The organism is Bradyrhizobium sp. STM 3562, assembly GCF_045571435.1.
In the GTDB taxonomy this organism is placed as follows: Bacteria; Pseudomonadota; Alphaproteobacteria; order Rhizobiales; family Xanthobacteraceae; genus Bradyrhizobium.
On sequence record NZ_CP120694.1, the window covers coordinates 3,402,097 to 3,415,404 of the forward strand.

At 62.8% G+C, this 13,308-nt stretch carries 14 protein-coding genes; 7 read left to right on the top strand and 7 right to left on the bottom strand.

The features are described 5' to 3' along the window. The first annotated feature begins 60 nt into the window (after positions 1–60). The 6 genes from P6U23_RS15640 to P6U23_RS15665 all read left to right on the top strand — a co-directional run bounded on the left by P6U23_RS15640 (position 61) and on the right by P6U23_RS15665 (position 5,465). A complete protein-coding gene (locus P6U23_RS15640) occupies positions 61–624 on the top strand; it encodes a carboxymuconolactone decarboxylase family protein (protein ID WP_407180607.1) in 564 nt (187 codons plus the stop codon). Positions 625–1,022: 398 nt separating this feature from the next. Next, entirely contained in the window at positions 1,023–1,733 is a 711-nt protein-coding gene (locus P6U23_RS15645; RefSeq protein ID WP_407180608.1) for an SDR family NAD(P)-dependent oxidoreductase, read from the top strand. Between the two features lie 146 nt (positions 1,734–1,879). Further along, positions 1,880–2,887 carry a pyridoxal phosphate-dependent aminotransferase gene (locus P6U23_RS15650; RefSeq protein ID WP_407180609.1) on the top strand — a complete coding sequence of 336 codons (1,008 nt, stop codon included), beginning with the start codon at positions 1,880–1,882 and terminating at the stop codon, positions 2,885–2,887. A 163-nt stretch (positions 2,888–3,050) separates the two neighbouring features. Further along, positions 3,051–4,274: a cytochrome P450 gene (locus P6U23_RS15655; protein WP_407180610.1), complete on the top strand. Its 1,224-nt coding sequence runs from the start codon at positions 3,051–3,053 to the stop codon at positions 4,272–4,274. A gap of 80 nt (positions 4,275–4,354) precedes the next feature. Then, positions 4,355–5,161, top strand: a complete 807-nt coding sequence (locus P6U23_RS15660; RefSeq protein WP_407181476.1) for an NAD-dependent protein deacetylase — start codon at positions 4,355–4,357, stop codon at positions 5,159–5,161. 106 nt (positions 5,162–5,267) lie between these two features. Next, entirely contained in the window at positions 5,268–5,465 is a 198-nt protein-coding gene (locus P6U23_RS15665; protein WP_407180611.1) for a hypothetical protein, read from the top strand. 24 nt (positions 5,466–5,489) lie between these two features. Here the strand turns inward: P6U23_RS15665 and P6U23_RS15670 are convergent, their stop codons facing one another. From P6U23_RS15670 to bioB, 4 genes are read right to left on the bottom strand one after another with little or no spacing between them, the layout of a single operon-like run. Then, entirely contained in the window at positions 5,490–6,755 is a 1,266-nt protein-coding gene (locus P6U23_RS15670) for an adenosylmethionine--8-amino-7-oxononanoate transaminase (RefSeq protein WP_407180612.1), read from the bottom strand. Beyond that, positions 6,752–7,384, bottom strand: coding sequence for a dethiobiotin synthase (gene bioD, locus P6U23_RS15675; protein WP_407180613.1), 633 nt, complete (start codon positions 7,382–7,384; stop codon positions 6,752–6,754). The genes P6U23_RS15670 and bioD overlap by 4 nt, the downstream gene beginning before the upstream one ends. Beyond that, complete coding sequence (locus tag P6U23_RS15680; protein ID WP_407180614.1) at positions 7,381–8,535, bottom strand: 8-amino-7-oxononanoate synthase; 1,155 nt, start codon at positions 8,533–8,535, stop codon at positions 7,381–7,383. The genes bioD and P6U23_RS15680 overlap by 4 nt, the downstream gene beginning before the upstream one ends. A gap of 48 nt (positions 8,536–8,583) precedes the next feature. Beyond that, on the bottom strand, positions 8,584–9,591 hold the full coding sequence (gene bioB, locus P6U23_RS15685; protein WP_407180615.1) for a biotin synthase BioB: 1,008 nt from the start codon (positions 9,589–9,591) through the stop codon (positions 8,584–8,586). Between the two features lie 124 nt (positions 9,592–9,715). Here bioB and P6U23_RS15690 point away from each other — a divergent pair, with 124 nt between their 5' ends. Beyond that, entirely contained in the window at positions 9,716–10,354 is a 639-nt protein-coding gene (locus tag P6U23_RS15690) for a GntR family transcriptional regulator (RefSeq protein WP_407180616.1), read from the top strand. 9 nt (positions 10,355–10,363) lie between these two features. Here the strand turns inward: P6U23_RS15690 and P6U23_RS15695 are convergent, their stop codons facing one another. From P6U23_RS15695 to P6U23_RS15705, 3 genes are all read right to left on the bottom strand, one after another. Beyond that, complete coding sequence (locus P6U23_RS15695; RefSeq protein ID WP_407180617.1) at positions 10,364–11,071, bottom strand: GntR family transcriptional regulator; 708 nt, start codon at positions 11,069–11,071, stop codon at positions 10,364–10,366. Between the two features lie 48 nt (positions 11,072–11,119). Then, a complete protein-coding gene (locus P6U23_RS15700; RefSeq protein ID WP_407180618.1) occupies positions 11,120–11,914 on the bottom strand; it encodes a 3-hydroxybutyrate dehydrogenase in 795 nt (264 codons plus the stop codon). 132 nt (positions 11,915–12,046) lie between these two features. Then, complete coding sequence (locus P6U23_RS15705) at positions 12,047–13,282, bottom strand: ABC transporter substrate-binding protein (RefSeq protein ID WP_407180619.1); 1,236 nt, start codon at positions 13,280–13,282, stop codon at positions 12,047–12,049. Positions 13,283–13,308 lie beyond the last annotated feature (26 nt).

A 13,308-nucleotide genomic window follows, 5' to 3' on the forward strand; every position in this document is an offset into this window, starting at 1 on the left:
CTTGCGGGCGTGAGCTGACGAGGTTTTGGCCGGGAGCTATCCGAACAAGGAGATAGAGCGATGCGCTTGCCCGTCATTCCGCCCGACAAGCTTAGCGAGGAACAGAAGTCCCTGGCGGCCGATATGAAAGAGGGGATCACCAGGAGCTTTCAGGGCTTCGTGAACATCCGCGATGACGGGGCGCTATTGGGGCCCTGGAATCCCTGGTTGCAGGAGCCGAGGTTCGGCAAGCCGGTTTGGGAGCTGACCAAGGCGATGGCATTTGATCCTTCGCTGCCGCCCGCGGTCCGGGAAATCGCGATCCTTGTGACGGGCGCGCATTTCAAGGCGGCCTACGAGCTCTACGCGCATGTGATCGTTGCCGAGCGGAAGGGATTGTCCGACGAAAAGCTCGCAACCATCGTCGCCGGCCAGCGTCCGGTCGACCTGACCAAGCAGGAGGCTGTCGCCTACGACTTCGCATCCGCGCTGGTGTCCGGTGGCGTGTTGCCGGAACTGACCTACAGGGCGGCGCTGGAGCAGTTCGGGCCGCACGGAGCGGCGGAATTGTCTTATTTGATTGGCCTCTACTGCATGGTCTCGGTCACGCTCAACACGTTCGATGTGCCCGTTCCGGAGCTTTGAGCGACGCGGTCCCATCCCCGTCCGATCATGATGAAATCGAATACAACCAGGGTCCGATCCGCGAGATGATACCTGCGATCGGACCCAATTCATGATTGCACTACGGCCAGATCAGATCGAGACGTCTTAAGCTGGCCAGACAGTCAGCGCGCGATCCGAACCGCTGAAGCGTGGTCGCAATATCAGGGAGAGCAGACTAACGGTGGAGGTTACGGATGTAACCATTATTCGTTTGAAAGATCTTCGCGCCGTTCTTGGAACGGGATGACGAATACCCCACTTTCGCAATTGTATACGCTCGCGACGGGTCAGTGCCTGTGATCCGCTGTCGGCGGGCGAGGCTCACTGAGGTCCGGGCTCAGGGCATGAAGCGCGATGCTGTTGGTGGGAGTGAGACAATGAACGAAGTGGCAGTGATAACCGGGGCTTCGCAAGGAATCGGCGCCGCCCTCGTTCAGGCATTTCGAATCCGTAACTGCCCCGTCATTGCGACCTCCCGATCCATAAGGCCGAGCGACGATCCTCACCTCGTGACGGTGCGGGGAGATGTTTCGGATCCGCAAACGGCTCATATTGTGTTCGAGGAAGCGACGGCCCGCTTCGGCCGCGTCGATACGCTGGTCAACAACGCGGGCGTGTTCATACCGAAGCCGTTCACCGCTTATTCGATGGAGGACTACACCGCCTATGTGGCCGCCAACGTGACGGGATTTTTTCACATGAGCCAACGCGCGATCGAGGCCATGACGAAACGGGGACGCGGTCATATCGTTACTGTCACGACAAGCCTGATCGATCAGCCGATGGGCAGCGTCCCTTCCGCGCTTGCATCGCTCACCAAAGGAGGCCTCAATGCGGCGACGAAATCCCTGGCGATCGAGTACGCAAAAGAGGGCATACGAGTGAATGCGGTTTCACCGGGCATCATCAAGACGCCGATGCACCCGGTCGAGACGCACCCCGCGTTGGCTAAGCTGCACCCGATGGGCAGGATGGGAAGTGTCTCTGATGTCGTGGATGCCGTCATGTTTCTGGATGCCGCGGCATTTGTGACAGGAGAGATTCTCCATGTCGACGGAGGGCAGGCGGCCGGCAACCATATGAACTAAACGGTGGATTCAAAATGCCGTGCCGGCATAATGTAGCATCGGGGATCATGAAAACCAAAACCATAACGCGCCGCGACTGCCTGGCTGCGAGCGGCATCGCACTCGGCAGCTTTCGTCTTGCCCGGGCTGCCGCGGGAACGGAGTCGATGTCACATTCTCTTGTCCGCCTGTCGCTCAATGAAAATCCGCTCGGGCCCTCGGCGGCCGCGAAAGAAGCGATCCGGAACGAGATGGATCAGATTGGTCGCTATCCGGGCCAGAAAGCCGATCTGCTGACGAAGGCGATCGCGGCGAGGGAGGGGGTGCCGAGCGATCAGATCGTGCTTGGAGAGATTTTGGGCCAGTTGGGATTTCAATTGGCGGCGAATGGGCCGATCGGAGGAGAGTTCATCTACTGCGAGCCAGGCTACACGGCGTTGGTCGATGCTGTCGCGCCCGGGGGTGGAATTGTCGTTCCCGTTGCGCTGAACGAGAAGCTTGAGAACGATCTTCCCGCCATTTCCTCGAAAATGAGCTCGCGAACTCAGGCGATTTACCTTGTCAACCCGCATAATCCGAGCGGCACCGTAAGCGACGGCGAGACGTTCCTGCGGTTCGTGCGCGAGATGTCTACTCATACCACCGTGATCGTGGACGAGGCCTATCTCGAGTTCGCGCCGGACTTCGAGCAGCGGACCGCCGTTGGACTGACGCGCGCGGGAGACAATGTGATTGTGTTCCGAACCTTCGCCAAGATCTTCGGGCTCGCGGGTCTTTCGATCGGCTACGCCGTTGCACCCAAGGCGCATGCGGGCGCCTTGAAGCGCGCCGGGATCGGCGGCCCCGACGCATTTGACCGGTTCGCCCTTGCAGGGGCGCTCGCCAGCCTGCAAGACACCGGATACATCCCGATGATGAGGGCCAAGGTGACGGCCGAACGCGACAAGTGGCATCGGCTGTTTGACAGCTTGAATGTTCGGCACACGGACTCGCACGGCAATTTCGTCTTCTTCGAGACGCGCCGGCCGCACGCGGAGTTTTCGCAGGCGCTGCAGGCGAAGGGGATCGATATCGGTCGCGCCTTCCCACCCCTCGATCAATGGGCTCGAATCTCGATCGGGCTGCCGACGGAAAACGAGATCGCCCGCAAGGCGGTCGCTGCGGTGCTGGGCTAGTCAGGTCGTCCGATCGCAATCCTGCATCCGGAGCTGTGTGCCGCAATCCGTTGGGGCCGCCGGGCGGCCCGCGGGTTACAGTCGTAACCACATCTCCTGCAAATGACATCGCGCCGTGACACGGCTCGCTCATCGTCTCCTCTGAGACAAAAGGAGCCCGCCGATGTCCGATACACTAGTCACCACCTCACCCGCCGAGATTCCGACGCCGACAATAGCGGAGCTGGAGGCGGACCCACATGGCGTGTTCCGGCGATACCGCGCCACAATGTCCGTGATCGGGCACGAGGGGCTGGGGTTTCTGGTGCTCCGCGCGGGCGACATCGATCGTCTGATCCGTGATCCGCGCGTGCGCCAGATCGAGACGGAATTCGCGTTGGCGCGTGGCATTACCGGCGGCACCTTGCTTGAATTCTTCACCGAGGGCATGCTGACGTCCAACGGCGCGGTGCACCGACGCAGGCGATCACCGTTCAGCCGCAGTTTCGCGGCTCGCGTGATCGCGGAGCTGCGCCCCGTGCTGCGCCGTAACGCCGAAGAGCTGATCGACCGCTGGAGACCGGGCGAAGAGATCGACTTCATCGAGGGGTTTGCCGGGCTCTTACCGGCGCAGGCTATCGCAGGTTTGCTCGGCTTGCCGCCCCAGGATATTCCGCGCTTTACGCAGCTCGTCTATGGAGCGACGCGCGCGCTCAGTCTCAGTTATGCGCCGGAGGATCTCCCGGACATCGAGGCGGATATGCGCAGTCTGAAGGCCTATGTGGAGGGTCTGCTTGCGGAGCGCCGTGCGGCGCCACAGAACGACTTTCTCTCGGCTTACCTGTGCGATGCCGATCAGAAGGGCGAGATGTCGGCCCTGGAGATCGTCATCCAGGTGATGCAGATGATCATAGGCGGCACCGACACGACCCGCGGCGCCATGGCGGCGCAAGTGTCCCTGCTGCTGCAACGCCGCCATCAGTGGGACATGGTCTGCCGGGATCTCGCGCTCGTCCCTGCCGCGGTGACCGAGGCGCTCCGCTACGAGCCGAGCGTCGCGTCGGTCGGGCGCTTCCTTCAGGAGGACGTCGAACTCGATGGGCTGACGCTGCCCGCCGGACAGATGGTGACGCTGGCGCTGATCTCGGGGCTGCGCGATGAGCGCGTGTATCACATGCCCGATGTTTTCGACATACGGCGGACAGAGCAGCCGCGCTTGCATCCGGTGTTCGGCGGCGGACCACATCGTTGCATCGGCGAGGCGCTCGCCCGCGCCGAGCTGGAGGAAGGTCTGGCGGCGCTGGCGACGCGCGTTCCGGAGCTCGAGCCGGTTGGCGAGCCGTTCCGGCTGCTCGGGCATTTCGGTATTCGTCGCGTCAGCCCGATGCGCGTGAGGCGAGCGCGCTAGGGCCTGACGCGCCGGCAGCCCGGATCGCGCGAAAATAGCGTCTGGCAATCGCGCGCATGGCGCATTAAATGAGCGTGACCATGGAACGTCACGCACTCAGGGATTTCATTAGACAGCACCAACGCCTGTTCGTTCTGACGGGGGCGGGGTGCAGCACGAATTCCGGCATCCCCGATTATCGCGACGGGCACGGCAACTGGAAGCGGACGCAGCCCGTCAGCTATCAGGCCTTCATGGGCGATGAAGCGACCCGCCAGCGCTATTGGGCGCGAAGCCTGATCGGCTGGAGGCGCTTCGGCCGGGCGCAGCCGAACGATGCCCATCATGCACTGGCCAGGCTGGAGGCGAGGGGCCGGTGCGAGCTTCTCCTGACCCAGAACGTCGACCGGCTGCATCAGACCGCCGGCAGCCGGCAGGTCATAGATCTGCACGGGCGGCTTGATCTGGTGCGCTGCATGGGATGCGGATCGAAAACTCCGCGCGAGGCATTTCAAGACGAGCTGGGCCGCTTGAACAGCGACTGGCTTGACATGGATGCCGCGGATGCCCCGGACGGCGACGCCGACCTGGAAGCGGCGGATTTCTCATCCTTCGAGGTGCCGGTCTGCCAATCTTGCGGCGGCGTTCTCAAGCCCGATGTGGTCTTCTTCGGCGAGAACGTTTCGCGCGATATCGTCGCGACGGCCCAAGCGCATCTGGGTCAAGCCGATGCCATGCTGATCGTGGGCTCCTCGCTCATGGTCTATTCCGGCTTTCGCTTCGTGCAAACGGCAGCCCGACGGGGGATACCCATCGCGGCCGTCAATCTTGGCCGGACCCGCGCCGACGAACTCCTTGCGCTGAAGATCGAAGATCGCTGCGAAAGGGCGCTCTCCTTTTTGCTCTGAGCTTGCGCCATTTTTCACGAGGTGACACGAGGTGACCGAAGCGGAGAAAGCTCGCCAAGTCTTGCTGGCCTTGAAATCGGCTGAGTCTGCAGCTCCAGATGCTGCGTTGGCGATCCTGAACGGCTTGATGGGACTGGTGCGCAGCGAAAGCGGCAATCAGCCGCTCGACGTCGAGGAGGCGCGCTCGACTGCGTTCCTGTCGGTTTGCGAAGTCGGCAAGGCGCTGCATCGAGGCCAACCTGTCGGCTCGCTTTGGGCGAGTGCAATTGCTGCGACCGAGCATTGGATGGCATTGGCGAAGTGAGCCACCCGCCGGCGTCGCGCGCGTTCAAATCAACGCATCTGCGGCATCACTGATTCCGGCGTATATCGCGTCGAGGTCGGCCGCGGTGATGCAATAGGGCGGCATCACGTAAATCGTATTGCCGAGTGGGCGCAGCAAAAGATTCCGGCTGCGGAAATAGCTCTGAAGCTGCGGACCGATGCCGGCAAGATAACCGCCGTCGGGTACGTCCAGTTCGAGTGCCGTGATGGTGCCGCTCCGCCGAACGTTCCTGAATCGTGCATCGGCGCGGAACGGTGCGAGTCTCTTCTCCTGCATTGCTGCCACGGACGCGACCCGCTTTCGCGTTTCCTGACATTGCCAGAGCTCCAGATTTGCTTTCGCCGCGGCGCAGGCGATCGGATTGGCCGTATATGAGCTCGAATGAAAGAAGGTCCGCTGGCGATCCCTGGAATAATGTGCGTCAAAGATATCCGCGCGGCAAAGCGTGACCGCGAGCGGGAGCGACCCGCCCGTAAGACCCTTTGAATAGCAGGCAATGTCAGGCGACACGTCCGCTTGCTCGCACGCGAACAGCGTTCCCGTGCGACCCCAGCCGGTCATGACCTCATCGGCGATGAACAGAACGTCATGCGTTTCGCAGATCCGCTTCATCTCCTTCAGTACCCAGGCGGGATACATCAGCATCCCTCCCGCGCCCAGGATGAGCGGCTCCACGATGAAGGCGGCCGGATTGTCGCTCCGGCACGCCGCTTCCAGCGCATCGAACGTCGCCTGCTCGTGGCCGCGCTCAGGAAATGGCACCGATGTCACGTCGAACAGCATGGGCTCGTAGGCAGCGTTGAAGACGCCTCGCGCTCCAACCGACATCGTGCCGATGGTGTCGCCGTGATAGGAGTGCTGCATCACGACGATGCGTGATCGTGGCTCGCCGATATTGCGCCAGTACCCCAGCGCCATCTTGAGTGCGACCTCGACACTGGTCGAGCCGCTATCGGAGAAGAAGACGTAATCCAGACCGGCTGGCCTCAATTTGAGGAGGAGCGCGGCAAGCTCTTCGGCCGGCTCATGCGTGAAGCCGGCGAAGATGACCTGATCGAGCTGTTCGGCCTGTTTCCGGATGGCGGCGACGATCTCCGGATGGCAATGGCCATGTGTCACCACCCACCAGGACGCAATGGCGTCGATGATGCGGCGGCCGTCGGCGGTGTAGAGATAGGCGCCGTCCCCGCGGACAATTTTGGGCGTCTCGTCCTGCAGTGCGTGCTGAGTAAACGGATGCCAAATCCGCGACGTCGTCTCCGGTCTCATGGCATGAAGTCATCATGGTTGAAGGAGGCTGCGAAGGCAGGGCGAAGCGTGGCGGCATCCAGAGGCGTAAGCCAGGGCAGCCGGCCAAGCTTCCGGACTTGGCCAATTCTGCAGATCGTGTTCTCGGTATCGAGATTTTCGTCGCCAATGAAGGCGATGCCGAGAATATCGATCTGGCGATGCCGCAGCGCTTCAATCGACAGCAGGGAATGATTGATGGTGCCGAGGGCCGTGCGCGCGCAAAGCAGGACCGGCAGCCGCCATCGCGCGAAAACGTCGATAAAGAGCGTGTCGCGGCTCAGTGGCACCATCAGCCCGCCTGCGCCCTCGATGACGAGCGGATGTTCTCCGGTATCGGGCACGTCAAGCGCGTCCACGTCGATGCTGATTCCGTCAATGTCCGCCGCCCTGTGGGGCGAGGCGGGCGTGTTGAGGCGGTGCCGCTCGGGCAGGATGCGATCATCGGAGAGGCTGCCCAGCCGCGCCACGTGCTGGCTATCGGTCTGCCCGTCGAGGCCTGCCTGAACGGGCTTCCAATATTTGGCGGAAAGGAAATTGGCGAGACCCGCCGAGAACACGGTCTTGCCGATTCCGGTGTCGGTACCGGTCACCACAATCCGCTGTCTCATCGAGACGCGCGCTCCGCCTCTTCGAACAGGGCGTCAAGCATGGCCCGCACCTCATCCTCGCCGACGTTAAGGGTCAGCGAAATTCGCAGCCGGGCCGTGCCGAAGGGCACCGTTGGCGGCCGGACTCCGCGAATGTCAAAGCCTCGCGCCTGCAGGGCCGATGCCAGCGCCATCGCACGCGCATTGTCGCCGACGATATATGGAACGATCTGCGAGCGGGAGCCGATTTGGCCGCCGCGCGCTGCAATCTCCCGATGCGTGAATGCGACCAGGCTGGCCAGACGCTGCTGACGCGCAGGTTCCTGCTGCAGGATTGACAGCGCCTCCCGGACCGCGACGGCCATCAGAGGAGAGGGGGCGGTGGCGAAAATGAACGGACGGCAGCGATTGACCATGAAGTCGTGCAGCACGCGGGTCATGGTGACGATCGCCCCGGCGGCGCCCAGCGCCTTGCCGCAGGTATGAATGACAATCAGATTGTCGCGCCCCTCATAGGGAGCGGTCAGCCCTCGTCCCCGTTCACCATAGATGCCTGTGGCATGGGCTTCGTCCACCACGAGGAATGCATCGTGCCGGTCGGCAATCGCAATGAGCTCCTCAAGTGGCGCGAAGTCGCCATCCATGCTGTAGAGGCTTTCGACCACGATCCAGGCCCGTCCAACTCCGCCTTTCGATCGCCAGTTGCGAATTGCATCCTCAACGGACTGCGCGTCATTGTGGCCCGCTTCGCAGAACTCGGCCCGGCCGGCTCGGGCTCCTTCATGAATGCTCGCGTGGACGAGGGAATCCATGACCAGCAGATCGCCTCGCTGCGGCAACGTGGTCAGAACGGCGAAGTTTGCGACATATCCTCCGCCTAGGAACAGGGCCGTCTCGGCGCCGAAGAACGCGGCGGCCTCCGCTTCGAGGCTCTCGTGCTCTTCGCAGTTTCCGCGCAAGAGCCGCGAGCCGCCGCTGCCGATGGGCGTGCCCCCCTCGAGTGCCGTCGCGACGGCGTTTCTCATGCGTGGGGCGCTCGCCAGCGCGAGATAGTCGTTCGACACGAAATCGATGCCCGCACGCGGCTTGAGATTGCGCAGCCGATGGTCACGGTCCAGCGCCTTAAGCGCGTCGGCATAGGTGGCGAACTTATCCGCGTGGATCACGTTCATGTCCATTTCGGGGGCGGGCATTGGCTACGACGGCCGCTCGTCTCGCGATCATGACTGAGTCTGGATGAGGCGAGACGTGATGCCGAGCCGCTCAAACAGCTTCTCATCGCGGTCGCGCTGCGGATTCTTGGTCGTCAGAAGGACATCGCCAATGAAGATGGAGTTGGCGCCGGCCAGGAAGCAGAGGGCCTGCAACTCGTCGGTCATGTACTGACGCCCGGCCGAAAGCCGCACCACGCTTTTCGGCATGAGGATGCGGGCGACCGCGATCAGCCGCACCAGCGCGAAGGGATCCGGCCGCTCCGCGGTGTCGTTGACCGGTACGCCCTCGACCTCGTTCCAGAGGTTGATCGGGACGCTCTCGGGATGGCTCGGCAGATTGGCGAGCAGGAGCAGCATGCCGAGACGATCGTCGACGCGTTCACCCATGCCGATGATGCCGCCGGAGCAGACCTTGATGCCGGCCTCTCGCACGTGCTTGAGCGTATCGATACGATCCTGCAGCGTGCGGGTGGTGATGATCTTGTCGTAGAACTCGGGTGAGGTGTCGACATTGTGATTGTAAAAGTCGAGCCCGGCTTCGGCGAGGCGTGTCGCCTGCGCCGGGGTCAGCATGCCCAGGGTGACGCAGGTCTCCATGCCCAGGCGTTTGACGCTGCTCACCATGTCACTGACCTTCTCGAGGTCGCGGTCTTTTGGATTGCGCCATGCCGCGGCCATGCAGAACCGTGTCGCACCGGCATCCCTGGCGCGCCGCGCGGCCGCGACCACATCCGCTTCCTCCATGAGGCGCGTGGCCTTCAGCCCGGTGTCGTAATGCGCGCTCTGGGAGCAATAGCCGCAGTCCTCCGGACAACCGCCGGTCTTGATGCTGAGCAGGCTCGCGGTCTCGATGTGGTTGGGATCGAAATGGCAGCGATGAATGCTTTGGGCCCGAAAGATCAGGTCGGCGAAGGGCAGGGCGTAAAGTGCGTCGACCTGCTCGCGGGTCCAGTCGGTCCGAACCGGTGCGACGCTGCCGCTCTCGCTTTGTCTGGCTTCCGAGGCGTGGAGCATGTGATTTGCCTTTCCATTTGCATTCTAATCATAGATAATCATGTAAATTATCTATGATATTGGTTCCTGACTTATGCTAACTCAGACCCGATGCTGCTGCATCTCCTTTTATGATAGATAATCTATGACAGTCGAGGGTGAGAATACGACCACGGCCGCACGCATCGCTGATGCGATCGCAGACCGCATCATCAGCGGTGCGCTGGCGCCGGATGCGCCGCTTCGGCAGGACCACATTGCGCGCGAGTTCGGCTCGAGCCACGTCCCGGTCCGGGAGGCGTTTCGGCAACTGGAAGCCCAGCATCTTGTCGTCGCAGTGCCCCGTCGCGGGGTGCGCGTTGCGCCGCTCGATACCAGGTCGGTGAAGGAAATTGCCGAGATGCGCGCGGCGCTGGAAGTCGTCGCCCTGCGGAACGCTGTGCCGAGATTCACGTCCGCCCATTTGGCGCGGATCGAGCTCTCCCTGATCGAGGCCGATAACGCCGAGACGATCCAAGAGTTTGAGACTGCCAACCGCGCCTTCCACCAGGCCCTCGTGGCGCCTTGCGCGATGCCGCGATTGCTCGCCAGTCTTGATGGCCTGCAACTTGCAAATTCACGATTGGTCTTTGCGATGGCACGCAGCGCCGGCTGGCAACCGCGGTCCAATCAGGATCATCGCCTGATCCTGCAAGCGCTGCGCGCGCGCAATCTCGATCAGGCCTGCAATCTGTTGGCGCGTCACATTCAAACCATCGAGCGCCTCGCGATTTCGGCATCCTGAGCGGGCGCGTTACGGCTCCAAGGACGCCTTCGCGGACGAGCGCGCGATCATGTCAAGCGCGGCTGTCGCTGCCGCCTTCACGTGCTTGACGCAGCATTCCTCGGCGCGGTCGGGATCGCCATCCTGGATCGCGCGCCAGATCGCCGTCACTTCGCGCAAGCTCTTGTTGATGCGCTTGGGTTGCGACATCGAGGTCGCCCGCAACAGGGTGATGCGATCATGCAGCGGCTTGAGCATTCGCTCGATGAAGCTGTTGCGGCATCCGCCGATCAGCGCTGCATAGAACTCGGTCTTGGCCTCCAGGCATCCGGCCAGATCGGAGCTGGCCGCCGCCGTCTTCAACTTGGCAAGCGCCTCGCCGATCCTGCGCACCACGACCGGATCATGGAGGCGGGCGCATTCGCGGCCCGCGAAACCTTCCAGGACCGCGCGGGCGGCATAGAGCTCCTTGGCCTCATCCAGGCTGATCGTGCTGACGACGGGGCCCCGGTGGGGAACCGTGTTGACCAGGCCATCGGCTTCCAATAGCCGCAGCGCTTCGCGGATGGAGGGGCGGCTGACGCCCATCATTTCGCAGAGCTCGCGCTCGACCAGACGCTGGCCCGGCTTCAGCGTGCCCGACATGATCGCTTCGCGCAGTTTCTGCGCCACCATGCCCCTGACAGTCGGAACGTCGTCTATACGGAGTGTGGACTGCAGTTCAGTGCGTTTGTCCATCGTCTGCTGCCTTCGTTGGCTGCCGGCAAATCGAGGAGGCTGCTTGCGTTACGCGATCGACCAGCCTCCGTCGATCGGAAGAGTGGTCCCCGTTATATCCTCGGCGGCCGCGCTGCAAAGAAAGACCACCATCGCGCCCACAGCTTCCATTGCAACGAACCGCCCGGAGGGCTGGCGGTCGGCGAGATAAGCCTTTGTCGCCTGCTCGAACGATTGGGCGGCATTCGCCGCCATCGACGCGATCTTGCCTTGAATGGCAGGCGTCGGCAGTGTGCCGGGGCAAATCGCGTTGCAGGTAATCCCGCTCCCGGCGGTCTCCAGGGCTACCACGCGAGTCAAGCCGAGGATGGCCGTTTTGGTGGTGACATAATCGATGCGCTCTTCGACCGCGCGGGTGGAGTAGATCGAGCCCATGTTGACGATGCGGCCCCAGCTCCGCGCCTTCATCGCGGGCAGCACGAGGCGGGTGACGTGAAAGGGGGCCGACAGGTTTACCGCAAGGGCTTCATCCCAATCGTCGGGCGAGAACCGCTCGACGGGGGCGAAGTGCCTGACGACGGCGTTGTTGACAAGGATGTCGATCGCGCCGCACCGGGCGAGCAGGTCGGGAACCATGTTTTCGATGGCGCCCCGCCGCGACAGATCACCGGCGACGCTCAGGACCTCGACGCCGGACTTGGCACGGAGGCGGTCGGCTGCCTCTTTCGGTTCGGCGAGATCGTGCAGGGCGATGTTGGCTCCCGCGCCGGCAAGACTCTCCGCGATGGCGAATCCGAGCCCGGCCGTGGCGCCGGTCACGAGCGCCCACTTGCCATTTAACATCGCGCTGGAGCTTTCTGCCATTTCACGTGCGCCTACGCTGCGAAAGGCTTGTTGGCGTTGCGGAAAGCATAGGAGACAACGGGACCTTTCTCGTGCGATGCCTCGTCCATGTCGGTCTCCTCGTTGCGTTGGGCATGCGGCCGGCTTTTGATGTTAGCTTTTCGGCCAAAACGGCTGCGCCAGCGCGAGCTCCGGCGGGAATACCGTGACTGGCACACCCGATTGCCATTGTACGATGGTCATGCCGGCGCCGAGACGTCGGCCCTTGTCATCGAACTTGATTTCACCGAGCGGATAATATTGCGAGGGACCGCCGTCCATGCTGTGCAACGCCTCGGCGACGGCGGCGCGGTCGGCCTTGCCGGCTTTTTCGAGCGCGTCCTTGATCACCCACATGTCACCATAGGTGGAGATGGCGTTCTGCGTCATCCACGGCTCCTTGTAACGCTTCTTCAGCTCGGCAATGAGCGCCTCATGTCCCTTGGCGCCCCAGCTTGCGACGCAGGTCAGGACGCCCTGCAGGAGTTCGGGGCTGACCGTCTGCAGCATGTCCGGCTCGGCAATGGCGATGCCGAAAGAGATGGTCGGCACCTTGCCTTGGCCGAGCCCGAACTCATTCATCTTCTCAAGCAGCAGCTTGGCGTCCGAGATGACGGTGGGGAGGAAAAAGAGGAGGTCGGGCCTGACCGCTCGCACCTTCTGCACCAGTGGGGTCGCGTCCGCGAGAGGGGGCGTGAAGGTCTCGTCCACCGTGAGCTGCAGGCCGTTTTCCGCCAACAGGCCATCGCGCATCGATTTTGCCGAGGCAACGGAAGCGGCGGTGTTGTCGGTCAGAATCGCAACCGTCTTGGGCCGCCTGCCGGAGGCTGTTTCGGCCAGTTTGACGATCTGCGGCAGGGCCTGGCGCGCCTGGGAGCCCGCGGTCGCCGAGGTCTGAAACACATATTTGAAGCCGCGATCGGTGATCAGGTCGGAATATGAGAGCGTCAGCACCGGGAGGCTGGCCCTTTCGGTGACCTCGGTGACGGCAAGCGTAAAGGAGCTGAGATAGGCGCCGCTCGCCGCCACCAGATCGGGCTCCTGGGCCACCATGCGTTGTGCGGCGTTCTTGGCCTTTTCCGTGGTGTCGCCGGAATCGAGCACGACCAGCTTCAGCTTGGCTCCGCCGAGCGCCTTGATGCCGCCTTGCGCGTTGATGTGATCGACCGCCATCTCGGCGCCTTCCCGCATGACGGTCCCCGGGCGCGCATAGAGTCCGGAGAGCGGCACCAGAAGCCCGACCTTCACCTCGGATGGTCCTTGCGCCGATGATCGCGACACGATCATCGCGCTCGATGCGCCCGCGAGCAGCATGCGCCGCGTGATTGAACTCCCTATTCTCCGGTTCATGGCTATTCCTCCTCCCTGAATGGTCG

What these genes read in the sequence shown, in the direction of transcription:
- P6U23_RS15670 (WP_407180612.1), bottom strand. Translation starts at nt 6,755, where the DNA reads ATGAGACCGGAGACGACGTCGCGGATTTGGCATCCGTTTACTCAGCAC.
- P6U23_RS15655 (WP_407180610.1), top strand. Translation starts at nt 3,051, where the DNA reads ATGTCCGATACACTAGTCACCACCTCACCCGCCGAGATTCCGACGCCG.
- bioB (WP_407180615.1), bottom strand. Translation starts at nt 9,591, where the DNA reads ATGCTCCACGCCTCGGAAGCCAGACAAAGCGAGAGCGGCAGCGTCGCA.
- P6U23_RS15690 (WP_407180616.1), top strand. Translation starts at nt 9,716, where the DNA reads ATGACAGTCGAGGGTGAGAATACGACCACGGCCGCACGCATCGCTGAT.
- P6U23_RS15700 (WP_407180618.1), bottom strand. Translation starts at nt 11,914, where the DNA reads ATGGCAGAAAGCTCCAGCGCGATGTTAAATGGCAAGTGGGCGCTCGTG.
- P6U23_RS15705 (WP_407180619.1), bottom strand. Translation starts at nt 13,282, where the DNA reads ATGAACCGGAGAATAGGGAGTTCAATCACGCGGCGCATGCTGCTCGCG.
- P6U23_RS15680 (WP_407180614.1), bottom strand. Translation starts at nt 8,535, where the DNA reads ATGAACGTGATCCACGCGGATAAGTTCGCCACCTATGCCGACGCGCTT.
- P6U23_RS15650 (WP_407180609.1), top strand. Translation starts at nt 1,880, where the DNA reads ATGTCACATTCTCTTGTCCGCCTGTCGCTCAATGAAAATCCGCTCGGG.
- bioD (WP_407180613.1), bottom strand. Translation starts at nt 7,384, where the DNA reads ATGAGACAGCGGATTGTGGTGACCGGTACCGACACCGGAATCGGCAAG.
- P6U23_RS15660 (WP_407181476.1), top strand. Translation starts at nt 4,355, where the DNA reads ATGGAACGTCACGCACTCAGGGATTTCATTAGACAGCACCAACGCCTG.
- P6U23_RS15695 (WP_407180617.1), bottom strand. Translation starts at nt 11,071, where the DNA reads ATGGACAAACGCACTGAACTGCAGTCCACACTCCGTATAGACGACGTT.
- P6U23_RS15640 (WP_407180607.1), top strand. Translation starts at nt 61, where the DNA reads ATGCGCTTGCCCGTCATTCCGCCCGACAAGCTTAGCGAGGAACAGAAG.
- P6U23_RS15645 (WP_407180608.1), top strand. Translation starts at nt 1,023, where the DNA reads ATGAACGAAGTGGCAGTGATAACCGGGGCTTCGCAAGGAATCGGCGCC.